At 70.8% G+C, this 26,515-nt stretch carries 26 protein-coding genes and 2 pseudogenes; 13 read left to right on the forward strand and 15 right to left on the reverse strand.

Going from position 1 to position 26,515, the window contains the following annotated elements; all coding sequences use genetic code 11:
- Nucleotides 1-79: 79 nt before the first annotated feature.
- Nucleotides 80-2,323 carry a molybdopterin-dependent oxidoreductase gene (locus ACY34J_RS23040; RefSeq protein WP_462728520.1) on the reverse strand — a complete coding sequence of 748 codons (2,244 nt, stop codon included), beginning with the start codon at nt 2,321-2,323 and terminating at the stop codon, nt 80-82.
- A gap of 109 nt (nt 2,324-2,432) precedes the next feature.
- Nucleotides 2,433-3,035, reverse strand: coding sequence for a TetR family transcriptional regulator (locus tag ACY34J_RS23045; protein WP_462728519.1), 603 nt, complete (start codon nt 3,033-3,035; stop codon nt 2,433-2,435).
- Nucleotides 3,036-3,152: 117 nt separating this feature from the next.
- Here ACY34J_RS23045 and hmgA point away from each other — a divergent pair, with 117 nt between their 5' ends.
- Together hmgA and ACY34J_RS23055 are read left to right on the forward strand one after the other, a co-directional pair.
- The gene (hmgA, locus tag ACY34J_RS23050; RefSeq protein WP_462728518.1) at nt 3,153-4,487 is read left to right on the forward strand and encodes a homogentisate 1,2-dioxygenase; all 1,335 of its coding nucleotides are present in this window, start codon (nt 3,153-3,155) and stop codon (nt 4,485-4,487) included.
- Between the two features lie 85 nt (nt 4,488-4,572).
- Complete coding sequence (locus ACY34J_RS23055; protein ID WP_462728517.1) at nt 4,573-5,319, forward strand: GntR family transcriptional regulator; 747 nt, start codon at nt 4,573-4,575, stop codon at nt 5,317-5,319.
- 409 nt (nt 5,320-5,728) lie between these two features.
- Here ACY34J_RS23055 and ACY34J_RS23060 read toward each other — a convergent pair whose 3' ends face one another.
- Nucleotides 5,729-5,929, reverse strand: a complete 201-nt coding sequence (locus tag ACY34J_RS23060) for a GntR family transcriptional regulator (RefSeq protein WP_462728516.1) — start codon at nt 5,927-5,929, stop codon at nt 5,729-5,731.
- A gap of 26 nt (nt 5,930-5,955) precedes the next feature.
- On the opposite strand from ACY34J_RS23060, the pseudogene ACY34J_RS23065 reads away from it, so the two are divergent.
- The 4 genes and pseudogenes from ACY34J_RS23065 to ACY34J_RS23080 all read left to right on the forward strand — a co-directional run.
- A pseudogene (locus tag ACY34J_RS23065) lies at nt 5,956-6,147 on the forward strand (IS256 family transposase); the annotation flags it as partial.
- A gap of 42 nt (nt 6,148-6,189) precedes the next feature.
- Entirely contained in the window at nt 6,190-6,921 is a 732-nt protein-coding gene (locus ACY34J_RS23070; RefSeq protein WP_462728515.1) for an HAD family hydrolase, read from the forward strand.
- Between the two features lie 96 nt (nt 6,922-7,017).
- Nucleotides 7,018-7,485, forward strand: a complete 468-nt coding sequence (locus ACY34J_RS23075) for a GNAT family N-acetyltransferase (RefSeq protein ID WP_462728514.1) — start codon at nt 7,018-7,020, stop codon at nt 7,483-7,485.
- 753 nt (nt 7,486-8,238) lie between these two features.
- Nucleotides 8,239-9,465, forward strand: coding sequence for a type ISP restriction/modification enzyme (locus tag ACY34J_RS23080; RefSeq protein WP_462728540.1), 1,227 nt, complete (start codon nt 8,239-8,241; stop codon nt 9,463-9,465).
- A 121-nt stretch (nt 9,466-9,586) separates the two neighbouring features.
- Here ACY34J_RS23080 and ACY34J_RS23085 read toward each other — a convergent pair whose 3' ends face one another.
- Nucleotides 9,587-9,979, reverse strand: coding sequence for a DUF302 domain-containing protein (locus ACY34J_RS23085; RefSeq protein WP_462728513.1), 393 nt, complete (start codon nt 9,977-9,979; stop codon nt 9,587-9,589).
- Between the two features lie 196 nt (nt 9,980-10,175).
- On the opposite strand from ACY34J_RS23085, the gene ACY34J_RS23090 reads away from it, so the two are divergent.
- Genes ACY34J_RS23090 through ACY34J_RS23100 form a run of 3 tightly spaced genes read left to right on the forward strand, consistent with a single transcriptional unit; the run spans nt 10,176 to nt 12,693 of the window.
- Nucleotides 10,176-11,543 (forward strand): MBL fold metallo-hydrolase, encoded by a 1,368-nt coding sequence (locus ACY34J_RS23090; protein WP_462728512.1) that lies wholly within the window; start codon nt 10,176-10,178, stop codon nt 11,541-11,543.
- 35 nt (nt 11,544-11,578) lie between these two features.
- Nucleotides 11,579-11,944: a rhodanese-like domain-containing protein gene (locus tag ACY34J_RS23095; protein WP_462728539.1), complete on the forward strand. Its 366-nt coding sequence runs from the start codon at nt 11,579-11,581 to the stop codon at nt 11,942-11,944.
- Nucleotides 11,941-12,693, forward strand: coding sequence for a sulfite exporter TauE/SafE family protein (locus tag ACY34J_RS23100; protein WP_462728511.1), 753 nt, complete (start codon nt 11,941-11,943; stop codon nt 12,691-12,693). Before ACY34J_RS23095 ends, ACY34J_RS23100 begins: the two co-directional genes overlap by 4 nt.
- Before the next feature lie 8 nt (nt 12,694-12,701).
- On the opposite strand, the gene ACY34J_RS23105 is transcribed toward ACY34J_RS23100, so the two are convergent.
- A complete protein-coding gene (locus ACY34J_RS23105; RefSeq protein WP_462728510.1) occupies nt 12,702-12,980 on the reverse strand; it encodes a metal-sensitive transcriptional regulator in 279 nt (92 codons plus the stop codon).
- An 87-nt stretch (nt 12,981-13,067) separates the two neighbouring features.
- Here ACY34J_RS23105 and ACY34J_RS23110 point away from each other — a divergent pair, with 87 nt between their 5' ends.
- On the forward strand, nt 13,068-13,634 hold the full coding sequence (locus ACY34J_RS23110; RefSeq protein WP_462728509.1) for a rhodanese-like domain-containing protein: 567 nt from the start codon (nt 13,068-13,070) through the stop codon (nt 13,632-13,634).
- A gap of 281 nt (nt 13,635-13,915) precedes the next feature.
- Nucleotides 13,916-15,127: a CaiB/BaiF CoA transferase family protein gene (locus tag ACY34J_RS23115; RefSeq protein WP_462728508.1), complete on the forward strand. Its 1,212-nt coding sequence runs from the start codon at nt 13,916-13,918 to the stop codon at nt 15,125-15,127.
- Between the two features lie 45 nt (nt 15,128-15,172).
- Here ACY34J_RS23115 and ACY34J_RS23120 read toward each other — a convergent pair whose 3' ends face one another.
- Both ACY34J_RS23120 and ACY34J_RS23125 read right to left on the reverse strand, forming a co-directional pair.
- Nucleotides 15,173-15,445, reverse strand: coding sequence for a hypothetical protein (locus ACY34J_RS23120; protein WP_462728507.1), 273 nt, complete (start codon nt 15,443-15,445; stop codon nt 15,173-15,175).
- 218 nt (nt 15,446-15,663) lie between these two features.
- Nucleotides 15,664-16,467, reverse strand: coding sequence for an SGNH/GDSL hydrolase family protein (locus ACY34J_RS23125; RefSeq protein WP_462728506.1), 804 nt, complete (start codon nt 16,465-16,467; stop codon nt 15,664-15,666).
- 209 nt (nt 16,468-16,676) lie between these two features.
- On the opposite strand from ACY34J_RS23125, the gene ACY34J_RS23130 reads away from it, so the two are divergent.
- A complete protein-coding gene (locus ACY34J_RS23130) occupies nt 16,677-17,858 on the forward strand; it encodes a DUF5925 domain-containing protein (RefSeq protein WP_462728505.1) in 1,182 nt (393 codons plus the stop codon).
- 93 nt (nt 17,859-17,951) lie between these two features.
- Here the strand turns inward: ACY34J_RS23130 and ACY34J_RS23135 are convergent, their stop codons facing one another.
- From ACY34J_RS23135 to ACY34J_RS23170, 8 genes and pseudogenes are all read right to left on the reverse strand, one after another.
- Nucleotides 17,952-18,329 carry a GntR family transcriptional regulator gene (locus ACY34J_RS23135; RefSeq protein WP_462728504.1) on the reverse strand — a complete coding sequence of 126 codons (378 nt, stop codon included), beginning with the start codon at nt 18,327-18,329 and terminating at the stop codon, nt 17,952-17,954.
- Between the two features lie 159 nt (nt 18,330-18,488).
- Nucleotides 18,489-19,604, reverse strand: coding sequence for a methyltransferase domain-containing protein (locus ACY34J_RS23140; protein WP_462728503.1), 1,116 nt, complete (start codon nt 19,602-19,604; stop codon nt 18,489-18,491).
- Between the two features lie 51 nt (nt 19,605-19,655).
- Nucleotides 19,656-20,090, reverse strand: coding sequence for a GNAT family N-acetyltransferase (locus tag ACY34J_RS23145; protein ID WP_462728538.1), 435 nt, complete (start codon nt 20,088-20,090; stop codon nt 19,656-19,658).
- Nucleotides 20,091-20,095: 5 nt separating this feature from the next.
- Entirely contained in the window at nt 20,096-21,652 is a 1,557-nt protein-coding gene (locus ACY34J_RS23150; protein WP_462728502.1) for a carboxyl transferase domain-containing protein, read from the reverse strand.
- Between the two features lie 163 nt (nt 21,653-21,815).
- Nucleotides 21,816-22,070, reverse strand: a pseudogene (locus ACY34J_RS23155) (hypothetical protein); the annotation flags it as partial.
- A 73-nt stretch (nt 22,071-22,143) separates the two neighbouring features.
- Nucleotides 22,144-22,989: a carbon-nitrogen hydrolase family protein gene (locus ACY34J_RS23160; protein ID WP_462728501.1), complete on the reverse strand. Its 846-nt coding sequence runs from the start codon at nt 22,987-22,989 to the stop codon at nt 22,144-22,146.
- Nucleotides 22,986-24,371 carry an MFS transporter gene (locus ACY34J_RS23165; protein ID WP_462728500.1) on the reverse strand — a complete coding sequence of 462 codons (1,386 nt, stop codon included), beginning with the start codon at nt 24,369-24,371 and terminating at the stop codon, nt 22,986-22,988. The genes ACY34J_RS23160 and ACY34J_RS23165 overlap by 4 nt, the downstream gene beginning before the upstream one ends.
- Nucleotides 24,368-25,315 (reverse strand): carbon-nitrogen hydrolase family protein, encoded by a 948-nt coding sequence (locus tag ACY34J_RS23170; RefSeq protein WP_462728499.1) that lies wholly within the window; start codon nt 25,313-25,315, stop codon nt 24,368-24,370. The genes ACY34J_RS23165 and ACY34J_RS23170 overlap by 4 nt, the downstream gene beginning before the upstream one ends.
- Nucleotides 25,316-25,455: 140 nt before the next feature.
- Here ACY34J_RS23170 and ACY34J_RS23175 point away from each other — a divergent pair, with 140 nt between their 5' ends.
- Nucleotides 25,456-26,490, forward strand: coding sequence for a LacI family DNA-binding transcriptional regulator (locus ACY34J_RS23175; protein WP_462728498.1), 1,035 nt, complete (start codon nt 25,456-25,458; stop codon nt 26,488-26,490).
- Nucleotides 26,491-26,515: the final 25 nt, after the last annotated feature.

Consider the following 26,515-nt stretch of genomic DNA (forward strand, 5'->3'; position numbering starts at 1 on the left):
GCTGTGCAGGCACCTAAACTAGCGACGGTAGTTTTCGTGCGCCAGAAGGTCCTGTGTGTGCCGCGGCACACGTTGCGCCTTACCCGGCGGGGGCCACCTGAACCGGGAAACCGTTGAGGACCGCCGTGCCGGACAGCGGGTCGAGGCGGCTGCCGTCGAGCAGCTGGTTCACATTCGCCCCGGCGTCGGCCGCCGCGACCGTCAGCCGGGTGCCGGGCCGGTCGTGTCCCCAGCCGTGCGGCAGGCTGACAACCCCGGTCCGTACCAGGTCGGTTACCTCCACCGGCACCGTCAGCTCCCCGCCGTCTCCCTTCACCAGCGCCGCCCCGCCGTCCGCCAGCCCGAGCCGGGCCGCGTCCTCGGGGTGCACCTGGAGAGTGCAGCGGTTGCTGCCGCCGGTGAGCGCGGGCACGTTGTGCATCCAGCTGTTGTTGGAGCGCAGATGCCGGCGGCCGACGAGCACCAGCCCCGCGGGGCGCTCCCCCAGCGCCCGCCGCAGCCGCGGCAGGTCGGCGGCGATCGGCTCGGGCCACAGTTCGACCTTGCCGCTGCGTGTCTTCAGCACCTGGGGGATGCGCGGGGTGAGCGGGCCGAGGTCGATGCCGTGCGGCTGGGCGAGCAGCCGCTCCAGGTTCAGGCCGCCCTCTCGTGCCCCGAAGCCGTCACCGTACGGGCCGAGCCGCAGCATCATGTCGAGCCGTCGCTCAACGCCGGTCGTCCCTGTCAGCGCGGCCGCCAGCTCCTGCGGATCCCGGCCGTGCACGCTCGAATGCGGGTCGGCCACGGCCTTGGCGAGGCTGCCCGCGATGACCTGGTCGTCGACGGCAGTCGCTGGGGTCCCCCCTGCCGAAGGCAAGGGGAGCATGCCCGCGACGCACAGCACGAGCCGCGCCAGGATCTGGCTCTCGTCGGGCCGGCCCTCCGAGAGGGGCACGGCAGCCCGGCTGTAGCGCACCTGGTTGCGTACGGCCAAGGCGTTGAAGGCGAAGTCGTGGTGCGGGCTCTGCGAGGGCCGGGGCGGGGGCAGCACCACGTGCGCGTGCCGCGAGGTCTCGTTGAGATAAGGGTCCACGCTGACCATGAAGTCCAGGCCGGCCAGGGCCCGGTCGAGCCGGTCGCCGTCGGGCGCGGAGAGTACGGGGTTGGCGCCGATGACGATGGCCGCCCGCACTCGGCCGTCTCCCGGCGTGTCGATCTCCTCGGCGAGCGCGGCCAGCGGCAACTCGCCCTTCGCCTCCGGGTGTCCGCTGACCCGGCTGCGCCAGCGGCCGAGGGCGAAGCCCTTGCCAGGGCCGGCCGGGCGCGGCGCGCGGTCCGTGGCCGCGAGCGGGAACATCGCGCCGCCGGGCCGGTCGAGGTTCCCGGTGAGCGTGTTGAGCACATCGACAAGCCAGTTGGCCAGGGTGCCGAACTCGACGGTGGAGCTGCCGACCCGGCCGTAGACGGCAGCGGTGGGGGCCGCGGCCAGCTCCCGGGCGATGGCCCTGATCTCCTCCGCGGACACATCGCACGCCTCCGCCACCGCCTCCGGTGTGAAGCCGGCGACGGCGGCCCGCACGTCCGCCACACCGGTCACGTGCTCCTCGAGCGCACCGAGGGCGATGAGGTCCTCGGCGAAGAGCACCTGGGCGAGGGCGGCCAGCAGCAGGGCGTCCGTGCCGGGGCGTATGGCCACATGCCGGTCGGCGAGTTTCGCCGTACGGGTACGGCGCGGGTCGATGACGGTGAGCGTGCCGCCGCGGCGGCGCATGGCCTTGAGCCGGCCGGGGAAGTCGGGCGCGGTGCACAGGCTGCCGTTGGAGTCCAGCGGGTTGGCGCCGATGAGCAGCAGATGGTCGGTACGGTCCAGGTCCGGGACCGGGATGGCGAGCGGGTCGCCGAACAGCAGGCCGCTGGAGACGTGCTTGGGCATCTGATCGACGGTGCTGGCCGTGTAGAGGTTGCGGGTGCGCAGCATGCCGAGCAGCACGGGCGGATAGAGCGCTCCGGCGACCGTATGGACGTTGGGGTTGCCGAGGACGACCGCGACGGAGTCCGGGCCGTGCTCCTCGATCAGCGGCCGCAGCCGGGCGGCGACGGCGTCGAACGCCTCGTCCCAGGTCGCCTCGCGCAGCTCTCCGTCGCGCCGCACGAGCGGTCCGGTGAGCCGGTCGGGGTCGCCGTCGAGTTCCCCGAAGGCCGCGCCCTTGGGGCAGATGAAGCCGGAGCTGAACACATCGTCGCGGTCGCCGCGCACGCCCGTGACCCGGTCCCCCTCCACGGTGAGGACGAGACCGCAGGTGGCCTCACACAGCGGGCAGATACGCAGGGCGGTACGGCTCATCGGTCTCTCCCTGGGTGCCGGGCGGGGACATGCGGCGGTCACCCCGCCGCCGACAACGTCCCCCTGACCATACCGACCGGTACGCACGTACGGCAGTCCCTGTCCACACTCAGTCGAGAATGCGGGCCAGATAGGCGCGCAGCAGCTCCTTGGTCTCGGCGATGATCGCCGGATCGCCGGACGGGACGGTACGGAAGGCGAGCTGGAGGAGCGCATCGGCGGCCTCGACCCCGATAAGGAACGCGCGCTGCAGCTCCTCGTCCGGCTCCCGGCCAAGCCGTTCGGCGACGAGGAAGCACAGCCCCCGGGCCACCTCCGGGGTGGCACGTTCGGATGCCTCGGCAGCGGTGGAGGGCACGCTGAAGTCGAGGAGCGCAAAGCCCGGTACGCCCCGCTTCATGGCGATGTACACATCCACGACGACGTCGAGGGCGCACCGCCACTCCAGCGGCTGGGCGGCATCGAGCCCCTGGGTCACCCGGGCGAGATGGCGCTCGAGATTGCGGTGCGCGAGCGCGTCCGCCATGGCGCGCTTGTTGCCGAAGAAGCGGTAGACCGAGCCGATGGGCACGCCTGCGCGAGCGGCCACCATCCGGGTGCTGAGGTCCTCGTAACCTGTCTCGCCCAGAACCTCCGCACAGGCGTCGAGGATCCGGGCGAGCCGGTCGGCGCTTCGCTGCTGGATGGGGGCCCGGCGCAGGGGCGGACGCATCGGTTGCCGATCACTGGACATATGCACGGCCCCATCATGCCTTCCGAGGTCATTGACGCACCCTCCAGCTCATTCCTATGGTCTTGCATAGAAATCATTGAACGGCGGGAGCACGCGATGAGCGGTACGGGGAACGAGCAGACGAAGAAGACGGCCGAAGGGTTGGCGTACTCCCCCGGTTTCGGGAACCAGCACAGCTCGGAAGCCGTCCCCGGCGCCCTGCCCATCGGACGTAACTCGCCGCAGCGCGCACCGCTCGGGCTCTACGCGGAGCAGCTCAGCGGCAGCGCGTTCACCGAGCCCCGGCACCACAACCGCCGCTCGTGGCTCTACCGCATCCGCCCCTCGGCCGCGCACCCGGCGTTCGTACGGATCGACAACCGGGCTGTGCGCAGCGCGCCGCTCGACGAGACCGTCCCCGACCCCAACCGGATGCGCTGGAACCCGCTGCCGCTGCCCGTACAGCCGACCGACTTCGTCGACGGCCTGTGGACCCTCGGCGGCAACGGCGACGCCCGGCAGCGCACCGGCATGGCCGTGCACCTCTACCGCGCCAACACCTCCATGACAGACCGGGTCTTCTCGGACTCCGACGGCGAACTGCTGATCGTCCCCGAGCAGGGCGGGCTGCTGCTGCGCACCGAGTTCGGCCTGCTGCGCGCCGAGCCGGGGCATATGGCCCTGATCCCGCGCGGCGTGCGGTTCCGGGTGGAGCTGCTGGAGGAGTTCGCGCGCGGCTACATCTGCGAGAACTACGGCCAACCGTTCACCCTCCCCGAGCTCGGCCCGATCGGCGCCAACGGCCTCGCCAACCCCCGCGACTTCCTCGCGCCCACCGCGGCGTACGAGGACCGCGAGGGCCCGGTCGAGGTGATCAACAAGTTCTGCGGCAACCTCTGGGCGGCGACCTACGACCACTCGCCGCTCGATGTCGTCGCCTGGCACGGCAACCATGTGCCGTACGTGTACGACCTGCGCCGCTTCAATGTGCTCGGCACCATCAGCTACGACCACCCGGATCCGTCGATCTTCACCGTGCTGACCTCGCCGACGGACACCCCGGGGCTGGCGAACGTCGACTTCGTGGTCTTCGCCCCGCGCTGGCTGGTCGGCGAGGACACCTTCCGGCCCCCGTACTTCCACCGCAATGTGATGAGCGAGTACATGGGGCTGATCGAGGGCGCGTACGACGCCAAGGCTGCCGGTCCGGGGGGATTCGTACCGGGCGGCGGCTCGCTGCACAACATGATGTCCGCGCACGGCCCGGACCGTGAGACCTTCGACAGGGCGAGCGCCGCCGAGTTGAAGCCGCAGAAGATCGATGACGGGCTGGCGTTCATGTTCGAGACCCGCTGGCCGGTGACCCTGACCGCACAAGCGCTCTCCGCCTACCACTTGCAGCGGGATTACGACGAGGTGTGGCAGGGTCTCGAACGCCACTTCCGCCCGTAGGAGCCCACGGCCGGCCCGCCCGTTGCCGGCCGGCCGAGGCACTCGTACCGCCCCGCCCGCAGCCCGTGAAGCAGGAGCACCTGCCGTGACCGCCTTCGCCCCCGACTCGCTCGTCCTGAACCGCAAGCTGCCGCTGTGGTACCAGGTCTCGCAGTCGCTGCGCGCCTCGATACTGGGCCGCCGCCCGGAAGAGCCGCTGCGGCTGCCGACCGAGGGCCAGCTCGCCGAGCACTACGGCGTGAGCGTGCTGACGATGCGCCAGGCGCTCAAGGAGCTGGAGGAGGAGGGGCTGATCAGCCGGCACCGGCGACGGGGCACGTTCATCGAGCCGACGGCGCAGCGCGGGGCGCCGGTGCGGCTGCTCGGCTCGGTGGACGCCATCGTGGCGCAGCAGTCCGGCGAGCACACCACGGTGCTGGGCCACGGGCCCGTGCCCGTACCGGCGGAACTCGCCGATTTCTTCCCGGACCTGGACGAGGTGGTGGAGTACCGGCGAGTGCGCTGCGACGGCAGCGGTGGTGAGCCGACGAACTGGGCGGAGAACGCGGTACGTCCCGAGCTGGCCGAGCGCATCGATGTCGCCGATCTGACGCGCTGGCCGATGACGAAGGTGCTGCGGGACGCGGTCGGGGTGAAGATCGGCCGGATCACCGACACGGTCGAGGCACGGCTGGCCGACCCGGAGACGGCCCGGCTGCTGGATGTACCGCTGCTCAGCCCGATCCTGCACTACACGGGTGTGACGTACGACGAGAGCGGCCGCGTCGTGGACGTGGCCCGCATCCGCTACCGCGGCGACCGGTTCTCCTTCACGGTGACCTTGCAGGCGTGACCGCCCGCATGACGCACCCTGTCCGCGACCTTCTCGCGAGCCGCCGCTCGGCGCCGAGTGGACGACGGTGTATCTGCGCGAGCAGCTCGCCACCACCCCGGCCACTGGCTACCGCGCGTGGGGCGCGCAGTGAGCGCCCGGCGGCCGGCGCCTGCCTTACGGTGCGCGTCGATGCGATCTTGTCTGATGACCTGGCGGTAATGATGCGCACCCGTATGACGGCGCCTGCGCCGTGTGTACCGCAATGCGTGGGCGATGGGCGTCTGCCCGGACGGTGTCGTGCCGGACATCCGCGCGTGTGACGCCGTCCCGCATGACTGGCGCCAGACGCCCGTCGGACACGCGAAGTACCGCGCAGGCGGGCGGGTGTCTTGTCAAACCATCAACGCATCGTCGCCGGTCAGAGCCCCTACGCGTCTCCGCGCTCTTCCGGCGTCAGCACGTAGGTACCCATGCCCGTCTCTGAGCGAGTCAGCCCCTCAGCGCGCACGGCTTCCATGGCTCGCTGAGCGGTGCTGTTCACCACTTCGAACTCAGCAGCCACTTGCACCACGCTGGGAATCTTGCTGCCGGGCGGATAGGTCCCGTCCTTGATGCGCTGAATGATCACAGCGGCAATCTGGGGCCACATCGCCCACGAAGGTCACCCGGGGCGCCGGCAGCCCGGCCGCCGCGCTCGCTATGGTCTTCAAACTCGCCGAAGCCGCCCAGACCCGCTGGCGCGCGGTCACCGCACCCCACCTCGTCGCCCTCGTCCGCGCGGGAGCCACCTTCGCCAACGGCCAACTCGTCGCACGCCCCGACGAACAGGCAGCAGCCGCCAAGTGATCCGGGGACGAGCCACGCGGTTCACTACGGGATGATCCTCCCATGGCGGATGTGATTTTCTTCGATCTGGACGGCACCCTGGTCGATCATCGAAGCGCAGTCTTGGAAGCGATCGGCCAGATCGTCCAGGCCGCACCGAACGCGATGGCTCCACCGGAGGAACTGGTGACGTTGTGGTGGACGCTGGAGTCGCGCCACATGCGGGAATACCTGGCCGGTCAGTGCTCCTTCGCCGAGCACCACCGACGCAGGCTCCGTTCCTTCCTGCCCATGCTCGGCGAGCCGGTCCCTGAAAACCCCGACCTTCTGGACGCCTGGATCGCCGAGCGCTACCTCACCGTGTTCGAGGAGTCCTGGCGGTGCTATCCCGATGTCCAGCCCTGCCTGGAGAGCCTGAAACGGCTTCCCCGAGGACCGCGTCTGGCCGTTCTCACCAACGGGGACCCCGAGCAGCAGCGCACCAAGCTCGCCCGCTTCGGCCTTCTCGAATACTTCGAAGCCATACTGACCCCGACCGAGCTCGGTGCGGCCAAGCCCGTCGCCTACGCCACCGCCTGCCGACGGATGCGGACGGACCCCGCGCAGGCGATCAACGTGGGCGACATGCTGGAAAGCGACGTAAACGCAGCCGCCCTCGCCGGGCTCACCGGCATCTGGCTGGACCGCGGCATCGACTTCGTCACCGGTGGACCATCGCCGACGGCAGACGAGACGGTCCTCCGCATCGAACAGCTCACCGACCTCCCCGACCACCTATCACGCACAAACGCCTGACCGGCTCTCACGGCCGTCGTAAGTGAGCTGACTTGACGGCACCGACCGCGCGCGGGCCCACGGTGCGAAGAACGACTAATGCGAGAGAGGGAACCGGTGAGCAACACCGATATCAACGCCGAGCCGGTCGACACGGGTGACGCCCGGGAGCTGCTGGAGGAATATCAGCAGGAGCTCTTCCAACGCTGGAGTGGTCCGCTGCTGCACGATCAAACCGAGGCGCCGGCGGCCAGCACGGGACTGGTCCCACCCGGCGGGCTGCTCCTTCTGGCGAGGGTCAACGGCAGCCCGGCGGGCTGCGTTGGCATCCGGGCGCTGTCCCCAGGCGTCGGCGAGATCAAGCGCATGTTCGTGCGGCCTGCATTCCGCGGCCAAGGGATCGGCCGGAGCCTGCTGACTGCCGTCGAAGCTGAGGCTCGCAAGCTTGGCCACACCCGGCTACGGCTGGACACCATGGAGGAACTCACCGAGGCTCGGAGCCTCTACGCCGCCTCCGGCTACATCGAGATTGCCCCGTACACCACCAACCCCTACATCCGGCACTGGTTCGAGAAGACCCTCTGAGTACACGCCTGTCGCGCGAGATCTGCTGCTACGACAAACGACACGAGCCGCATCCAGCCTCAGCAGGAGATCTGATCCACAGGAATTGACAATGACTCTAGTGGCTCCGGGAACGTCGGAGGGTCCTACGGGGCTTCGACGTTCTGCTCAGGTCAGCGTCACTCAGGCGGGTACGGATGGCTCAGCGCCACGGACTTTCCGTTTCCCCACTCAGTAGAGGTTGGGACTCAGCAGGGCGGTCATCTCCAGTCGGCAGGCTGATGCTCGACGGTCGGCTCGGTGCGGGATGTGGGCAGTTGGTAGACGAGCTGTGGTTTCGTACTTCATCCATTTGGAAGGCCGGGCATCACTGCGGTGATAGCGCGAGTGTCACGTATCGTCCGTGGTCCGGCCCGTGAGCCGGTCGTATAGGACGCGGCCCTCGGCGTGGACGCGCCACCGGTCCGGGTAGCTCATCGCGTCCAGTGGTGCGGGCGGGCTGGGAAAATCCCGGCGCTTCGCGCCGGATACGATGCGGGCGGCAGGGGGCGGATCGCCCGCCACTTTCACCGCGCCGGGGAGGGCGGCTGCGTGAGCGCACCACACGCCGACCGATGGAGCGGTCCCGGCATCGACGCCGACGGGGACCCACCCGCGGCGGACCGCCGGGCACCTTCCACCGGAACGGGCGGCACTCCCCCGCCGACCGCCACCCCCGCCGGGACGGCACACGGCGTCGGCCCGCTCGCTGACGCACCCCTCCTGAGCGACCTCATGCCGTGGTCCGTCGCGCCGCTGCACACAGGCCGCGCCTGGCCCCTGGCGCCCGACCCCGCATCGCTGCGGGCCCGCTGGGACACCCTCATGCGCGCCGAAGACGACCCCGCTCGCGAGGCGCTGTTCCAGCCGACGCGCTCGCGCGGCCTGCGCACCACCGTCCCCCAGCTGCCCGGTCACGCCTCCGCCACCGCTCCGCTCGCCGCGGAGACCGGCCCGTGCCCGGAGCCCGTACGGATCCTGCATGGGCCGTTCGACCGGCAGTGGATCCTCCCCGACCACCGGCTGATCGACGCGGCCCGGCCCGAGCTGTGGCGCGTCGCCGACGAGCACCAGATCCATGCCGTCGAGCCGGGCCACCTCCCGCAAGTCCCGGGCCCGGCGGTCGTCTTCTCCGCGCTGCTGCCCGCGAGCCCGCCCATCGCCGCCGCCCCGGCGAAGTCTGGTACGGGACGTCCACCGGCCGCCCGCCCCGGCCGGATCCGCCCGCTCTACCGCCGCCCCGGCGGACGCGAGCCCAACTTCGCACCGGGTCTGCTCGACACGCTCTCCCACCGCCTCGACCGTCCCGTGACGGCCCTCGACCTGCTCGCCTGGGTCGCGGCGGCGGCCCAGCGCCGCCCGGACGGCGGCTGCGCCGTACCGCTGACCGCATCCGCCGAACTCTGGGAAGCCGGGCGGGAACTGGGCCGCCGGACGCTGTGGCTGCACACGTACGGCGCGCGCTGCGGTGCCCATGCCGAGGACCGGCCCAAGCTGCCCGGCGGGCAGCGCCCGTACGTCCGGGCCGCCGTGCCCGCCGTGCCGCCACCGGCCCTGCACTACGACCCCGAGGAGCGGGCCCTCCACCTCGGGGAGGGCCGGATCTCCCCCGTGCCGCCCGCGGCCTGGGAGCTCCACGCGGGCGGCGTCCGCGTCCTGGAGCACTGGTACGAGCGCCGTACGGCCCCGGCCGCCCCCGGCTCGCTGGAGGCGATCCGGCCGGCCGCCTGGCCGAGGGAGTGGACCTCCGAACTCCTCGAGCTGATCACGGTGCTCGCGCTGCTCGCCGAACTGCGCCCGCGCCGACAGCAGCTGGCCGCGGAGTTGGCGAGCGGCCCGCGCCTCACCGCGGCCGATCTCCATCACGCCGGCGTCCTGCCCGCGCCCGCCGCGGCCCAGCGCCCGGCCTCCGTGCTCGACCATCTCGAGGAAGGCCCGAACGGGCAGTTCGCGCTGCTGTGAGTCCGAGATGGGGGCTGCTCGGTTCGCGGCCGACTGAGTGCCTGCCGAGCCCGCCCGCCGGGGCTGGCTTGCCGCGCCTACCGTACCGGCGACGGGCTGGCAGGAGGGCCGGGGCGCCCGGTTACCGGGTGAGGGCGTCCAGGGCTGCGTCGAGGCGGGAGGTGGCTTCGCCGGCCACGGGCTTCATGGCGTCGAGGCCGGTGAGGGTGACCATGGTGTTCGGGTCCAGGGCCTGGACCAGGGTGTGGTCGCCGTCGCGGCGGACGACGACGTTGCAGGGCAGAAGCAGACCGACGGTGCGGTCGGCTTCCAGCGCCTGGTGGGCGAGCGGCGGGTTCCACGCGCCCAGGATCAGGTAGTCCTCCATGTCGCGGCCGAGCTTGGCCTTCAAGGTGGCTTTGACGTCGATCTCGGTCAGGACGCCGAAGCCCTGACTGGCCAGTGCCTGGCGGACTGCGCCGACGGCGGCGTCGAAGTCGGTGGTGGCGAGGCGAACGGTGCGGTCGTAGGACACGTGCGCTGCTCCTTCGGCTGTGGGGGAAGACCCCGGCTCCTTGATACCCGGGCGGGGTACCCGGGGCTCTTGAAGGCAATGCCGGACAGGGGGCATTTCACCCTGAGAAATACCCCCGCGGGTATTGCTGTTAGAGTAAGGAAAGATACCCCCCGGGGTACATCGTTTCCGATCGTTCCGGGAAGGAGCCACAGCCGTGTTCTTCGTCGACACCCTGGAGTTCGAGGGCCTGGGCAACCGCAGTTACCTGGCCGGCGGCACCCGCACTGCGGTCGTGGTCGACCCGCCGCGCGATGTCGACCAGGTGATCGCCGCCGCTGCCGGGCTCGGGGTACGGATCGCATACGTGGCGGAAACGCACGTGCACAACGACTACGTCACCGGCGGTCTGGAGCTGGCCCGTCTCACCGGCGCCCGCTACCTGGTCCCGGCCGCCGCACATGTCTCCTACGCCCGCACTCCCGTCGCGGACGGCGACACGGTCACGGTGGACGAGAACCTGGTGCTGCGGGCGATCGCCACCCCGGGGCACACTCCTCACCACACCTCCTACGCGCTTGAGGAGGACGGGCATGCGGTGGCGGTCTTCACCGGCGGCTCGCTGTTGATCGGCTCGGTGGGCCGTCCGGATCTGGTGGAGCCGCGGCTGACCGAGCAGCTGGCCCGCGCCCAGCACGCCTCCGCTCACCGGCTCGCCGACGAGCTGGACGACGAGGTGCCGGTGCTGCCCACGCATGGTTTCGGCAGCTTCTGTTCCTCCTCGCAGGCCGAGGGTGATGCGACGACCACGATCGGCAAGGAACGCACGAGCAACGACGCGCTCACCCTGGACGTGGACACTTTCGTCGCCCGCACGCTGGCCGGCCTGGAGGACGTGCCCGCCTACTACGCCCACATGGGCCCGGCCAACGCCGCCGGCCCTGCGCCCGTTGACCTCACCCCGCCCGAGCCCGCCGATGCCGCGCAGATAGCCGAGCGTCTGGCGGCCGGTGAGTGGGTGGTGGACCTGCGCAGCCGAGTTGTCTTCGCCGAAGGTCATGTGGCCGGCTCGTTCAACTTCGAGGGAGAGGGCAAGCTCGCGACCTATCTGGCCTGGCTGATCCCGTGGGGCAAGCCCGTCACCCTGCTCGCCGAGACGCCCGCGCAGATCGCCGACGCGCAGCGGGAACTGGCCAGGGTCGGCATCGACCGCCCGGCCGCAGCCGCGACCGGCGACCCGGCGGGCTGGGTGCGGACAGGCGAGCAGCTCGCCTCGTTCCCCCGCGCGGCCTTCGCCGACCTGGCCGCCGCCCGCGAGCGGGGCGAGCACGTGGTGGTGCTCGATGTGCGCCGCGACTCCGAACGAGCCAAGGGCCATGTCGAGGGCTCGGTGCACATCCCGATCCACCAACTGCACGGCCGCCTCGGCGAGGTCCCGGACGGCACCGTGTGGGTGCACTGCGCCGGCGGGATGCGCGCGGCGATCGCCGCCTCCCTCCTGGACGCGGTCGGACGCCGGGTCGTCGCGGTCGACGACGGCTTTGAGGCCGCCGTTGACGCGGGCCTGACCGTCACCTGCCCCTGAACCCCCTTCCCTCACCCGCACAGTGAAGGCACGTGATGTTCCTCTTCCGCTTCAACCGCGGTCACAGCCGCCTTACCCCCGAACAGGCCCGCACCCGTACCAGTGACGGCACTGCTGTGCTGCTGGACGTACGCGAGGCTGCCGAGTGGAGGGCCGGGCACGCGCCCGACGCCGTCCACCTGCCGCTGACCCGCCTGCAGGCCGGATCCGCCCTGCCGGACACCGTGCAGAGCCGGCCGGTGGTAGCGATCTGCCGCTCCGGGCACCGCTCGCAGCAGGCCGCCAAGCTGCTGGCCTCCCGCGGCATCGACGCCGTGGACGTGGCCGGAGGCATGACCGCCTGGGCCAGGGCCGGACTGCCAGTGGTCGACGAGCGCGGACGGGACGGCCGAATAGCGTGAGCGCCCTGATCCTGGCCCTGACCGCGGGGGCCGTCGTCGGCCTGGCGCTCGGCGCCCTCGGCGGGGGCGGCAGCGTCCTGGCCGTCCCGGCCCTGATCTACCTGCTCGGCTTCACCCCCGCGGCAGCCACCACCGCAAGCCTGCTCATCGTCACCGCCACCTCGCTGACGGCCCTGTATGCCCACGCCCGCGCCGGCCACGTGCGCTGGCGGGCCGGAGCGGCGTTCGCCGCCGCCGGAATCCTGCCCGCCGCGCTGGCCGGAGCCGCAGCCGCCCACCTGCCCCAGGCGGTCCTCACCGCCGGGTTCGCCGTCATCGCCGCCCTGGCCGCAGCCCGCATGCTGCGACCGGCCACCACCGGAGCGGACAGCACAGACCGGCAGGTGCGCCCGGCGAAGGCGGCGGGAACCGGCGCCGGGCTGGGCGCTCTGACCGGGCTCCTGGGCGTGGGTGGAGGCTTTCTCGCCGTCCCCGCCCTGGTCACCGTCCTGTCCTTCGAGATGCAGGCCGCCGTCGGCACCAGCCTGCTGGTCATCACGGTGAACTCGCTGGCCTCCCTGGCCACCCGCTCCGGCGCCGCCATCACGCTCGACTGGGCGGTTATCGGCCCCTTCACCGCGGCCGCGATCCTGGGCGCCTGGGACGGCAAACGCCTCGCGGCCAAAGTCTCCGGCTCCCGCCTTCAGCAGGTCTTCGCGTGCCTGCTGCTGGCCGTAGCCGCCTCCATGATCATCGACGCGCTGACATGACCGGGATCTCACGCCAGGGAGAGAAACAGCTTCTCCAGCCTCGCCCGCATCTGCTCTCGGTCCCCGGCCGCCTGCCCGCCCTCGGCCACGCAGTGCTGCAGACCCGTGGCGATGATCGCGAACCCGGCCCGGTCAAGGGCCCGGGAGACTGCCGCGAGCTGCGTGATCACGTCCTCGCAGTCCCGGCCGTCCTCGATCATCTTGATGATCCCGGCGATCTGCCCCTGTGCCCGCCGCAGCCGGTTGAGCACGCTCTTCAGCTCATCGGCCGCCATCTCCAGCTCCACACATCCTCCTGGAATCGATACCCCCTCGGGTATTCTAGCCCCGTTCTGTACCGCATCCGAGAATCCGAGAAAAGGAACCTCCAGCACGTGAGCACCCCCGCCGCCCTCCACCCCGCCCAGGCCGCCGACGAGCTGGCCCAGTACACCGTCATCGACGTGCGCACCCCAGGCGAATACGCCGCAGGCCACATCCCCGGCGCCCACAACATCCCCCTGGACCACCTCCACACCGCCCTGCCCGCCCTCGGGACGGCAGCCGCCCGAGGCCGACTGCTGATGGTCTGCGCTTCCGGCAACCGCTCCGCCACCGCCTGCGAGCAGCTCGCCGCCGCCGACATCCCCGCCACCACCCTCACCGGGGGCACCACCGCCTGGATCCAGCAGGGCCACCCCGTCCGCCGCCACGCCACCGCCAAGGCCGCCTGGCCCATGGAACGCCAGGTCCGCCTCGCCGCCGGCTCCCTCGTCGTCGCGGGCCTGGCCCTGGGCACCCGCTACCGCCACGCCCGCTGGCTGTCCGCCGCCATCGGCAGCGGCCTGGTCTTCTCCGCCGCCACCAACACCTGCGGCATGGCCGCCCTGCTCGCCAAACTCCCCCACAATCAGCCCCGCACCACCGACCTCAACGCCACCCTCGACGCCCTCGGCCGGTAACGCCACCGACGGCCGTCACCTGGCGCGAGCAGACTCGTCAGCTCGGCGATCGCCTCCGGCGACGGCTTGAAGTAGCGGCGGACGTTCTCCGGCTTCTTGTGCCGCGACCGCAGATATTGGGGTGCCATCTGTGGAAGAACTTCACGACCGGTCTCGCCGTCGGCGCCCCGTCCGCCGTCTACCAGGACCGTCGAAGGCTCAGCGCACGATCTGACAACGGATGTTCCTCAGTCTCCGAGATCACCTGGCGTCCGTGCCCCGCACAGGGTAGGACCCTGAGCATGGACAACCCCGCACGGCCGCAGCCCCTCCCGCTGGAGGGCATCACCGTGGTCGCCGTCGAGCAGGCCGTCGCCGCTCCCTTCGCCACCCGCCAGCTCGCCGATCTGGGAGCGCGGGTGATCAAGGTCGAGCGGCCCGACGGCGGGGACTTCGCGCGCGGCTACGACACCGCGGTGCGCGGCCTGGCCTCGCACTTCGTCTGGGCCAACCGCGGCAAGGAGTCGATCACGCTGGATCTGAAGGACCCACGGGGCCTGGAGATCCTCGAGCAACTGCTGGCGGACGCGGATGTCTTCGTACAGAACCTCGCCCAGGGCGCGGCGGCCCGGCTCGGCCTGGACGCGGCCGCGCTGTGCGCCCGCCATCCGCGGCTGGTCGCCGTCGACATCTCGGGCTACGGCCCCGACGGCCCGTACGCCCACAAGCGGGCGTACGACATGCTCGTGCAGTGTGAGGCCGGGCTTGTCTCCGTCACCGGTACGCCGGAGCAGCCGGTGAAGGCAGGCATCCCGGCGGCCGACATCGCCGCCGCCATGTACGCGTTCTCCGGGGTGCTGGCGGCCTTGCTGCGGCGCGGGACGACGGGCCGCGGCGGCCCGGTCGAGGTCTCGCTCTTCGACTCGCTGGTGGAGTGGATGGGGCATCCGCTGTACTTCGGGTCGCACTCGGGCACGCCCCCGGCGCGCACGGGACTCGCGCACGCCGTCATCGCGCCGTACGACGCCTATCCGACGGCGGACGGGACGCTGGTGCTGCTGTCGGTGCAGAACGACCGGGAGTGGCGGCGGCTCGCCGAACAGGTGCTGGAGCGGCCGGAGCTCGCAGACGACCCCGCGTACGCCACCAATGTGGCGCGCACGAGCCACCGGGAGAAGACGGATGCCGTGGTGGGCCAGGCGCTGTCCGCACTGACGGCGGACGAAGCGGTGGAACGGCTGGAACGCGCGGGCATCGCGTGCGCGCGGCTCAACGATGTGGCCGAACTGGCCGACCACCCGCAGCTGGCGGCCCGGAACCGGTGGCGGGAGGTGGACTCACCGGTGGGGCCGCTGCCTGCCCTGCTGCCTCCGATCAACCTGCCCGGTGGGAAGCGCTCGGAGAGGATGGCCGGTGTGCCCGCACTGGGCGAGCACACCGACGCGCTGCTGCACGCCCTGGGGTTGACGGACGCGCAGATCAGTGCGCTGCGCCGGGACGGTGTGATCGCCTAGGGCCGGCAGGCCGCCCGGGCTGGGGAACCGCTGGGTGCCGTAGGGTCAGTCGCGGCTGCCGAACAACGAGCGACGCAGACGCCGCAGCGGCGCGAAAAGTGAGACACGCGACACGCGCGCGCCCCGGCCCGAGGTGGTGCGGGTGACGTCCCGGGAAGCTATCTCTCGCATCAGCAGGGTGGCCTCCTCCGCTTCGCGCTGCGGCGCGGCGGGACCGGCCAGCACGGCGAGATGGCGGTCGAGGCGCGTACTGGACGCGCTGCTTCCACAGGTGACGGCAGGCACCCGAGCCCTGCCGCGCATTGCTATCTGTTCCATGACACTCCCCACCCAAACGAGGCACCCGGCCCAGGCAGGTTAACCCTACCGTCCCGTTGCGTCACCTGTGCATCGACGCCATGCGGATTCACCGCCCCCGCAAGGGGGTTGACGCTCAAGATTCGAACCGGGTTGCCCGGAGCGGGTGGATCGGCGGCGGAGCGGAGGCCCCGACGGAGCCGGGGCCTCCGGCAGCTGGCCGCCGCGCGGGCCAGCGGTCAGGCGGCCGAGAAGACGGGCAGATAACCGCCGGACTGGCCCGCGGCGTTGGGGTGATAGGAGTTGTCCACGGGCCAGGTGACGCTGTGGATCCACGGAGCTGTGGTGCAGATCTCGTGACCGGCGAAGGTGGTGCGGACATCGCCGAAGGAAAAGCCGTGGTCCGCGGCGCGCTTGGCGATGGCGGCGTTGAGATCGTCGGAGGCGAGGTTGAGTGCCGCCCGCTCCTTCTCGCTGAGCCCCGCGATGCAGGTCCCGTTGAGCTTGTACAGGCGCGGATAGCCGAGGACGACGACGCGAGCGACGGGGGCCTTGCTGTGGATGGCCGAGTAGACCTGGTCGAGCTTGGCGGGCAGCGTGTTGGCGACATAGTCACGGGCCTGCTGGACGCGCTGCAGACAGGTGTTCTCCGAATAGAGCACACAGGTTGTCATGACATCGGAGAACCCGGCGTCGTTGCCCCCGATCGTGATGCTGACGAGTCCGGTGCCGGCGTTGAGGGGTCCGAGCTGGTTCGCCAGAACATCACCCGTACGGGCCCCGGAGCAGGCGGTGAAGGCGAACGACGCGGGCGAGTTCGCGGCGGCCCACAGGGCGGGGTAGGCGCGGGTGCTGCGCTTGCAGGCACCGCTGCCGCTGTCGTAGCTGCCCGCCCCAACGCCGGACGAATAGGAGTCGCCGAGGGCCACATAGCCGGGAACCGCGGCCTGTTCGGCCGCATGCGCCGCGCCCGCCCCGGTGAGAGCGAGCGCTAGGGAGAGAAGGGTTGCGGACGCTACGGCCGCATATCGGGACAGTTTCATGGAACCTCCCTTTAGCAGGATCTCTGCCACATCTGTCGTAGCAGCGCCCATCCAACTCCGGAAGTGTCCATGCCAAAATTAGCGGTGAATTCGCCTTTGTTATCTCCTTATCGGACCTACGAAATGACATGGCGTCATGCCCGACGTCCCGGAAGTCAGGCGTGACGGACCGTAAAACTTGGGTGCGCAGGCCCAGTCCGTGCCGGATCATGGGCGGCATGCGTCCCGTACGACCGTCCGACCGCAGGAGGCACCCCCTGGGCACCGATGCGACGCCCGATCACGATCCCGTGCCCGAGCCGGCCAAGGCCCATGAGGCACTGCCGTTCCGGGTGAAGCTGGACGACAGCGACTCCCCCGCCGATGTCGTGGACGCGCTGTTCCTCGGCCGGTTCGCGATCGGTGAGCAGCCCTACTCGCGGTCGCGCTCGATCGACCGGGTCAAGTCCGGGGCGCCGCTGCTGCCGCCCGCGGCGAAGGTGCTGCGCTCGGCGCACGACGACGACCGCAGCGCGGTACTCGCGGAGGGCGACGGCTGGACGCTGCTGGTGTCGCGCTGGAACCGCGGCGCGGATGTGACGGTGACGGCGGTCGACGACGAGCTCGCCGAGACCGTGCTGCGGCAGGCCGTCGACGGTGCCGAGGACGAGCCGGAACCGCAGCCGGAGAGCGTGTCGATGGGGTTCTGGTACATCTCCCCGCGGCGCGGGCCGCACCGCACCACCCGGCAGATCACGGCCGGTACGTGGGCGGACATCCGGCCCAACTACACGGCCCCGGTCGCCGACGCCATGGACCGGCTGATGAAGGTCACCCCGGACGACATCTCGGGCCGGCTGCTGCTCCTGCACGGGCCGCCCGGTACGGGCAAGACATCGGCGCTGCGGACGCTGGCCCGGTCGTGGCGCGACTGGTGCCAGGTGGACTGCGTGCTGGATCCGGAGCGGCTGTTCAACGACATCGGCTATCTGATGGACATGGCCATCGGCGAGGACGACAGCGCGGGTATGGGCCGCTGGCGGCTGCTTCTGCTCGAGGACTGCGACGAGCTGATCCGCGGCGAGGCCAAGCACACGGCGGGTCAGGCACTGTCGCGGCTGCTCAACCTCACCGACGGGCTGCTCGGCCAGGGCCGCAATGTGCTGGTGGGCGTCACCACCAACGAGGACCTGGAGCGGCTGCATCCTGCGGTGGTCCGGCCGGGGCGCTGCCTGGCCCGGATCGAGGTGGGGCCGCTGACGCGGCGAGAAGCGGTGAACTGGCTGGGCACGCCTGAGGGCATCGGACGCGAGGGCGCCACGCTCGCGGAGCTGTACGCCCTGCGCCACGGCACGGGCCCGGCGTCGGTTCCCGCACCGACGCCGGGAGCGGACGCGGGGCTGTATTTGTAGTTCAAAACACCCGGCGCGCCAGGTCGATCAGATCCGTGATCCCCAACCTGGGCCTTGTTGTGTCGTTGACCGAGGCAGCCCCGGTGCTGGGCTTCACAACTCCGAATAGGCGGCACGCAGCGCGTCCTGAACCGCCGCCAGGGCGGCGGCCCGGTCCAGGCCCAGACGGCGGGCGCGCTGGGCGTAGGCCGCGGCCGCCGCGGCCGCCTCGCGTTCCGCCGCTTCGCCCGCGGCCGCGATGAACGTGCCGTGGCGGCCTCGGGTCTCGATCACCCCGTCGGACTCCAGCGCGCGATACGCCTTGGCGACCGTGTTCGCCGCCAGCCCCAACTGCTCGGCGAGCCCGCGTACCGTCGGCAGCTTGTACCCGGCCGGTAGCGCCCCCGACCGCGCCTGGTCGGCGATCTGGGCCCGTACCTGCTCGTACGGCGCGTCGGCTGCGCTGGAGTCGACGGTGACCTTCAGGCTCACGGGGGTTCTCCTCGGAGTGTCGCTGTGCTGACACGGTTTGTCGCACCCATTGTCTGGCAGGCCCGGCTGACGACACGCCGTGGCACGTGGGCGCCGCGTTGCGCCCCGGCGCGCTCGGCCGCCACCGCGGCGCCCTACTGGGCGCATTACGCCTCGCTGTTATGTGACCGGGAGCGGCACCGCCCGTTCCGGCCCCTTCGGGTCGTACGCGATCGAGTCCCCCGACCGATGCCAGTGCAGCACGAAGCGGTGGCCGGCGCGGTAGGCCTCCAGCCCAACCCTGCAGTAGGCGACCATGTCGTCCGGCAGGCCGTCCAGCGGAAACCAGTCGAGCTGCGAGCACTTGTCGGGCTCGCGGTTGACCGGCTCGCCACCGGTGCCATACGCGGCCTCGAAGAACCAGCCCATCCGGGGCTGCCCATCCGGCCCGCGGTGCTGCATCACGAGAGCCACCCGCAGGTCCTCCGGTACGAGATCGATGCCGATCTCCTCGCGTGCCTCGCGCACCATGGCCTCGCGTACGTCCTCCCCGTCCTCGGCATGCCCGGACGGGGCGTGCAACAGACCATCGGCGTAGCCAGTGTTGGCACGGCGCGCCAGGAGAACGTCGTCCCCACGGCGCAGAATCAGATGGACGTCCACCACCTCGCTGTGCCGACGGGTCGGCGTGGGGTGCACCACCATGGCGTACCGCTCGTCGTCCACCGCCCGGCCCCACAGCACCGGGTCACCGGACAGCCGCTCGCAGTGGACCCGCGTGGCCAGCGGGGCGACGGCTTCGGCGAGCGCGTCGGCGGGAATGCCCACCGGGCTCTCCGGGCCGCCCCACACGCCCTCGATGAGAACCAGCCGTCCGCCGTCTCGCAGCAGTCCGGCCCAGCGCCCCAGTACGGCGGCCGGGTCCGGCAGCGCCCACAGCACGTGCCGGACCAGGACCACATCGAACGACCTGCCCGCCACGGGTGGTTCAGCGGCATTCCCGACGAGGACTCGCGCGCCCGTCCCGGCGAGCTTGTCCCGGGCCCGCTCCGCCATCCGCGGGGATTGGTCCACGGCGGTCACCCGATGTCCGGCTTCGGCCGCCAGCAGTGCCAGGCTGCCCGTACCGCAGCCGAGGTCGAGGACGTCGGACGGCGCTGTGGGAAGCCATTGCGCGAGCCGTGCCGCCCAGGCCGACCGTACGGCTGGGTCGCGCAGGCCGTGGTCGGGTTCGTTGTCGAAGTCCGCCGCGGCGGCATCCCAGTACGCGGCTGTCACTGCCGTCCTCTCACTCATGACGGGATCATCACAGCCGCCACTGACAATCAGGGGTGCCGCCCGTGGCAGTCAGAGGCGCTTGCGGTAGTGGATGCGGTCGTACGGACCGTCCTGCCGACGCTCCGTCACCTCGTAGCCGTAGCGCGGATAGATCTCTTGGTTCTCCCACATCAGTGCGTTCGTATAGAGGCGGATCTCGGGCAGGCCGCGCTCACGCGCGTGCGCCTCGGTGAAGGACAGCAGCCGCCTGCCCAGGCCGCGGCCGTGCGCCTCGGGGTGGACCGCGATGCTCTCCAGGTAGAGGTGGTCCTCCTCGGGAACGAGCACCAGCACCCCCACCACCGGATCGCCGGTCACATAGACACGACCGGCTGCGATATCGGCCGCGTGGTCCGCGTCCATCGGGGCGGGACGGATCCCGATCCGGTCGAGGTAGGGGTGGTAGGCGGCGTCGGTGACCGCCTTGACGGCGGGTGCGTCGGCGGGCGTCGCGGGGCGGATCATCTCGTTCACAAGCGATTATCCTGCCCGGACGGGCGTGCGGCGGCCAGGCCCATTGCGCGGTGCCGTTGCCTGCGGGCGGCGAGGCGAGCGGTGGGGTCCTGGGCGCGCAGGGCGGCCAGTTCGCTGCCGAGCACGGCACCGAGGCGGGCGAGGAACGCGCCAGGGTCGTCCGCCGCATCCCCATCCCCGCCCGCATCCGGAGCCTCCTCGACAATCCGGTCGACGATGCCATGGGCGAGGAGGTCGGCGGAGCGCACGCCCTGGCGGTCGGCGACCTCGTACGCGCGGTCGGTGGTGCGGTACAGGATCGCGGACGCCCCTTCGGGCGGCAGCGGAGACAGCCAGGCGTGCCGCGCCGCGATCACCCGGTCGGCGGGCAGCAGCGCGAGCGCGCCGCCGCCCGCGCCCTGGCCGAGCAGCAGGCACAGCGTCGGCGCGGGCAGGCTCACCAGGTCGGCGAGGCTGCGCGCGATCTCACCTGCCAGACCGCCCTCTTCGGCCTCGCGCGACAGCGCGGCGCCCGCGGTGTCCACCACGGTGAGCAGCGGAAGATCGAGTTCGGCGGCGATCCGCATTCCGCGGCGGGCCTCGCGCAGCCCGCCGGGACCGAGCGGGGGCGCCGCCTCGCCGATGCGGTCGTGGCCGAGAACGACGCAGGGAGTGCCGCCGATCCGGGCCAGCGCGAGGAGCAGCCCGGGATCGTGCTCACCGGCCCCGGTCCCGCTGAGCGGGGTGACCTTGCGTCCGGCGACGTTCAGCAGCTCCCGTACCCCGGGTCGCTCGGGACGCCGTGATCTGCGGATCGACTCCGCGGTGGGCGCGACGTGGGGTGGGGCGGCCGGCACGGCGGGCGGCGGTTCCTCCGCGACGGCGGGGACATCGCCGCAGAGCACGTCCAGCGCCCGCGCCGCGGCGCCCCCCAGCTGCGGGACCGGGAGGACGGCGTCGACCAGCCCGTGGGCCAGCAGGTTCTCCGCGGTCTGGACGCCGGCCGGGAACTCCTCCCCGTACAGCGCCTTGTGCACCCGGGGGCCCAGGAAGCCGATGAGCGCGCCCGGTTCAGCCGCGGTGACATGGCCGAGGGAACCCCATGAGGCCAGCACTCCCCCGGTCGTCGGGTCGCGCAGATAGACCAGATAGGGCAGTCCGGCGGCCTTGTGGGCGGTGACGGCCGCGGTGACCTTCACCATCTGGACGAAGGCGACGGTGCCCTCCTGCATCCGCGTGCCTCCCGAGGCGGGCGCGGCCAGCAGCGGCAGCCGCTCGGCCGTGGCGCGTTCCACGCCGCGTACGAGCCGCTCCCCCGCCACAACGCCGATCGATCCCGCGAGGAAACGGAACTCGCAGGCCACGACCACCACCGGGCGTCCCTCGATCCGCCCCTCACCGGTGATGACGGACTCGTCCAGGCCGGTGCGCTCGCGGGCGCGTTCGAGTTGCTCGCGGTAGTCCGCGTCCTCGGTGGTGACGCCCACAGGCTCGTCCCAGCTGCGCCAGCTACCTGGATCGACAACGGTTTCGATCAGCCGCAGCGCCGGGCTGCCATGGCTCGGTCCGGTCATGGGGACACCCTGCCACGGCAGCAAGTGCAGCGGCTTCTTAATGATCGCTGTGCGCTGCCTTAAGCGGACCGTAAGGTGCTCGCGGCCTCCCTGTGCAGGTCAGGGGAGGCCGCGAGCAGTCTCGGCGCTGTAGGGAGCCAAACTGGGAGCCACCGCAGTTGAATCATGCGGGTTGACTCGGGTCCGTATCGGCGGAGTCCTCCTCGTCCTCTCCGAAGATGTCGTCCATGGCTTCCGTGCCTTCCGTCACGACGGGCCGCAGCTGCTTGCGGTAGACCTTCTCAGTGGTCTGGCTACCGCTGTGGCCGACCACGCGAGCGATGACCTCGATCGGGATGCCGTGGTCGGAAAGCAGCGAGACAAAACTGGTCCGAAGTTCGCGTGTCGTCCACTCGTGGGGCTTCTCGAACCCAGCCGCCTTGACTTCTCCGGCTCGGGGATCAACAACTCCCTAATCCAGCAGCCGAAGCTGATGCACCCGGCGCAGAACGTCAGGAGACGAGGTCGCGGTACAGGTCCGGTCGTCGCTGGTCGAGCAGGGGGTAACGGTTGCGCATGGTGTCGATCAGGCCGAGGTTGAGGTGGCTGGTGACGACTCCTTCGACATCGGAGGCGGTGGCGATGACGGTGCCCCAGGGGTCGGCGATCATGGAGCGTCCCACAAAGCTGATGCCGCTTGCGGGTTCCGTTCCTACCTGCCCGGATGCGACGACGAAGACCTGGTTCTCCGCTGCGCGGGCGCGGATGAAGAACTCCCAGTGGTCGAGTCGTGGACTGAGGAAAGCGGAAGCACAGACGATGATCCGTGCCCCCCTCAGGGTGAGCACCCGGTAGACCTCGGGGAAGCGGAGGTCGGAGCACACGGTGACGCCGAGGGGCCCGATTCCGGTGTCGAAGACCGGCAGATCATAACCGGCTTGGACCTTGTCGGATTCACGGATGCCTCCTTGGATGTCGACGCGGTTGGGTGCGTCGAACAGGTGAGTCTTGGCGTACGAGCCGATGATGCGCCCGTCCGGGCCGATGACGGGGGTCAGGTTCTGACAGCGGCCATCGGGGAGCCGGGCATACAGCGAGCCGACGATGTGCAGCTGGTGCTCTTTGGCTTTCGCCGCTAGCAGGTCGGTGCTGGGGCCGGGGACGGGTTCGGCGATGTCGCGGTAGCGGGTGGGGGTGGAGTAGCCCAGGCCGGTCCACACCTCGGGCAGGACCACGAGTTGGGCGCCTTGAGCCGCGGCTGTGTCGATCAGGCCGAGGCAGGTCTTGACGGTGCCGTCCTTGTCCTCGTCGCGGGCGGTGAACTGCACGCAGGAGACGGTCAGGGTGTCCATGGTCATCGGGTTGCCTGCGCTTCCTGGGTCGGGTTGGCGGATTCCTGTGTTCCCGCAGCGGCGTCGGCGGCATCTTCGGTGTGCACCAGGGAGCTGCGGTAGGACTCGGGCAGGCGGACGGCGACGGCGAACACGCAGGCCGAGAGCACCGCCATGTAGACGGCGGGGGCGAGCAGGCTTTCGGTGACCTCGACCAGCCACGTCCCGAGCAGCGGGGCGGTCCCCCCGAAGACCGCGTAGGCGCTGTTGTAGCCGATTGCGGAGCCGCTGTAGCGGGTGCGGGTCGGGAACAGCTCGAGGAACACGATGCCCACAGGGCCGAAGAACACTCCAAGGGCGAGGGCCAGCAGGCTCTGGCCGGCGATGGCCGTGGCCAACGATCCTGCGCTGGCCAGCAGGTAGGCCGGGATGGCCAGGAGGGCACTCAGTGCGGCGCCCAGCATCATGACGGGGCGTCGCCCGATGCGGTCCGACAGCAGCCCGGCCAGCGGCATCGTGATGAAGGCGACGGTGAGCGCGATGCTGTTGGAGATCAGTGACGCGTTGCTGTCGAGGCCGACCGACTCGGACAGGTAGGTGGCGAAGTAGCCGGTGAGGGTGTAAAAGCCCAGCCCGGACAGCGCGGCCATGGCGAAGGAGAACCCCAGTGCGCGTCGGTGCTCGCGCAGCACCGTGGCGATCGGGGCCTCAGACACCCGGTGCGCCGACTGAGTGGTCCGGAACGCGGGAGACTCGGCAACGCGGGTGCGGATGTAGAGGCCGACCAGCGAGATCACGCCGCCGAACAGAAACGGGATCCGCCAGCCCCAGGACTCGTAGCTCGACGGACTGAGCGTGTTGGTCAGCAGCAGCACGAACAGGGCGGCGAAGACCGCCGGAAGGTTGGCGAAGGAGTAGGTGAACCCGACATACATCCCCCGGCGGTGGTCCGGTGCGTGCTCGGCAACCAGGGCGTTGGAGCCCATGGCCTCGCCACCGGCGGACAGCCCCTGCAGCAGGCGGCAGACGACCAGCAGGATCGGTGCGGCCAGGCCGACCTGTGCATAGGTCGGCAGCAGACCCACTGCGGCAGTGGAACCGCCCATCAGCAAGATCACCGTAGCCAGGACGCCCCGCCGCCCGAGCTTGTCGCCCAGATGGCCGAACAGCAGCCCGCCCACCGGGCGCATCACGAAGCCCACCGCGTAGACCGCAAAGGTCGACAGCAGGGAGGCGACACGGTGCTCGGCGGGGAAGAACAGGGTGGCCACCACCGAGGCGGCATAGGCGTAGACGACGAAGTCGTACCACTCGACGAATTGGCCGATGGCCGCGGAGACCACTACACGCCGTCGACCGGAGTGGTCCGCGTCGTGGGAGCTGGCCGAGGTGGCAGGAGATGTGCTCATTTGGATCCTCCGGCGGTGGAAAACACGGCAGTTGCGCGGGGCTCGTCCGGGCTGCCTGGGTGTTCGGGGGAGGGCGGGTCTGCGGGTGTCCGGTCTCCGGCAGCCGCTTCGGACGACCTGGGCGACGCGGCCACCACGCGGTAGCGCCGATGTGCCAGAGACGGGACCATTTCGCGTACGTGGCGCAGGTGTGCGGGATCGAGCCGGTGTACGGCCACTCCCTCGGCCCCCACGCAGGTGGCGGCGGTGAGCCCGAGGGGGTCGAGGATCATGCTCAATCCGGCCGAATGCGGGGGTGGCTGGTTGGAGGCGAGCACGTAGCAGGTGTTCTCTATGGCCCGAGCGCGCAGGAGTGCCTCCCAGTGCATCTCCTTGTGCGGCCCGGCGACCCAGGCCGAGCTGACCACGAGCACATCGGCGCCACGGTCGACCAGGGCGCGGGCGATCTCGGGGAACCGCAGGTCGTAGCAGTTCAGCAACCCCAGGGTGAAGTCGCCGACTGTCACCGTGCACAGCTCGGACAGGTCCGGATAGGTGCGCGCCGCCGTCACCTTGTCCGACTCTCGCCAGGAGAACGCGTCGAACAGGTGCACCTTGTCGTACCCGGCCCGCAGCGAGCCATCGGGGCCTACCACGATCATGCGGTTGTGCGGCGGTGCGTCGGGCACGGGGGCGAACACGCCGACGATCACTGTCGTTCCCGTCGTCGTGGCGACCTTCGACACTCCGTCGATGAACTGCTCGCTGGCCCCCTTGGCGGCGGCGGCGAGTTCCTCGGAGGGAACGTCCCAGGCATACATCGAGGCCTCCGGGAAGGCCACCAGTTCCGCGCCCTGGGAGGCGGCCGCCGACGCGAGCTCCTCGACGCGGCGCAGGTTCGCTCCTACGTCGGTGTCGGCCGCGAACTGGGCCACGGCCGCGCTGAACCCGCCCGGCGCCGTCACGGAAGGGCTTGTCCGAGTCAAGAGCACACCCCTGTCAAAACGTTTTGAATCAAAACCTTTCGCATACCATGGCCGCAGCAGGTCGGCCGGTCAAGACCCCGAACGCGGGTGACCTCGAGAAGCACCAGAAGTGAGGATTGATGGCCAGGCTGTCCGACGAGGCGCCGCCACCGCAGCGGGTCACCATCCGCGATGTCGCCGAACGCGCGGGGGTGTCCATCAGCACGGTGTCGCACGCCTTGTCCGGCCGCCGAACCATCTCTGCAGCCACCAAGGCGCGCATCCTCCAAGCCGCGAAGGACCTGGGTTACGGCGCCAACCCGCTGGCCCGATCGCTGCGCACCGGACGATCGGGCATGGTCGGGCTGATCCTGCGTCCCCGGGACGCGGTGCACGGGTCGCTCCACAGGACCGAGACCTTCACCCGGCTCTCCGGCGCCATCGCCACCGCGGTGCTGGAACACAAGATCGGCCTGGTCCACGTGCCCGACATCCTGGACCCTGCCGCGCCCCGCGTGCCGATGGACGGCTGCATCGTCGCCCACCCCTATGGGCAGGATGAGGTGCTGGAAGAGCTGCTGAGGCGCGATGTCCCCGTGGTGACCGTGGAAGAGGACCCCGACCGGCCCGACTTCCCCTGGTCGGTCCTGCTGGACCACACCAGGGCCGTCACGACGCTGCTTGATCGTCTGCGTGACCAGGGCGCCCGGCACATCATGCTGCTGACCGGCACCGAGGACAACGCCTGGAACCGCCGCTCCCGCGAGGCCTACCTGGCCTGGACACGCCGGCACCGTGCCCGGCCCCACCACGAATCCCTCTACGAAGGCGAGGGGGTGCAGGGAGCGGCACGCCTGATCACGCCCATCCTGCGCGGCAAGCAGCGGCCGGACGCCATCATCGCGGCGGCCAGCCGATTCGCCGCGGGTATCGCGGACGCCGCCGACGACCTCGGCATTCGCATCCCCACCGAACTGATGCTGGCGTCACTCACCGACAGCGAATACACACGCGGACACAACCCACCCATCTCCGCCGTCGACCTCGTCCTCGAAGACCTTGCCGTTGCAGCAGTCGACTTGATGCTGCAACGGTTGGCAGGCAAACCCGCACCCGCCCAGCCCCCGATGCTCCAACCAGTCCTGCACTGGCGTGCGTCCACAATCCGTTCCTGACGCTTGACGTTCTTGCCGCCTTAAG

Source organism: Streptomyces sp. HSS9-12, assembly GCF_054963655.1.

Bases quoted from the DNA above. Each gene is read 5' to 3' on its own strand.
- ACY34J_RS23040 (WP_462728520.1), bottom strand. From the start codon at position 2,323: ATGAGCCGTACCGCCCTGCGTATCTGCCCGCTGTGTGAGGCCACCTGC.
- ACY34J_RS23045 (WP_462728519.1), bottom strand. From the start codon at position 3,035: ATGCGTCCGCCCCTGCGCCGGGCCCCCATCCAGCAGCGAAGCGCCGAC.
- hmgA (WP_462728518.1), top strand. From the start codon at position 3,153: ATGAGCGGTACGGGGAACGAGCAGACGAAGAAGACGGCCGAAGGGTTG.
- ACY34J_RS23070 (WP_462728515.1), top strand. From the start codon at position 6,190: ATGGCGGATGTGATTTTCTTCGATCTGGACGGCACCCTGGTCGATCAT.
- ACY34J_RS23080 (WP_462728540.1), top strand. From the start codon at position 8,239: ATGCCGTGGTCCGTCGCGCCGCTGCACACAGGCCGCGCCTGGCCCCTG.
- ACY34J_RS23095 (WP_462728539.1), top strand. From the start codon at position 11,579: ATGTTCCTCTTCCGCTTCAACCGCGGTCACAGCCGCCTTACCCCCGAA.
- ACY34J_RS23115 (WP_462728508.1), top strand. From the start codon at position 13,916: ATGGACAACCCCGCACGGCCGCAGCCCCTCCCGCTGGAGGGCATCACC.
- ACY34J_RS23120 (WP_462728507.1), bottom strand. From the start codon at position 15,445: ATGGAACAGATAGCAATGCGCGGCAGGGCTCGGGTGCCTGCCGTCACC.
- ACY34J_RS23125 (WP_462728506.1), bottom strand. From the start codon at position 16,467: ATGAAACTGTCCCGATATGCGGCCGTAGCGTCCGCAACCCTTCTCTCC.
- ACY34J_RS23130 (WP_462728505.1), top strand. From the start codon at position 16,677: ATGGGCGGCATGCGTCCCGTACGACCGTCCGACCGCAGGAGGCACCCC.
- ACY34J_RS23140 (WP_462728503.1), bottom strand. From the start codon at position 19,604: ATGAGTGAGAGGACGGCAGTGACAGCCGCGTACTGGGATGCCGCCGCG.
- ACY34J_RS23145 (WP_462728538.1), bottom strand. From the start codon at position 20,090: ATGATCCGCCCCGCGACGCCCGCCGACGCACCCGCCGTCAAGGCGGTC.
- ACY34J_RS23150 (WP_462728502.1), bottom strand. From the start codon at position 21,652: ATGACCGGACCGAGCCATGGCAGCCCGGCGCTGCGGCTGATCGAAACC.
- ACY34J_RS23160 (WP_462728501.1), bottom strand. From the start codon at position 22,989: ATGACCATGGACACCCTGACCGTCTCCTGCGTGCAGTTCACCGCCCGC.
- ACY34J_RS23165 (WP_462728500.1), bottom strand. From the start codon at position 24,371: ATGAGCACATCTCCTGCCACCTCGGCCAGCTCCCACGACGCGGACCAC.
- ACY34J_RS23175 (WP_462728498.1), top strand. From the start codon at position 25,456: ATGGCCAGGCTGTCCGACGAGGCGCCGCCACCGCAGCGGGTCACCATC.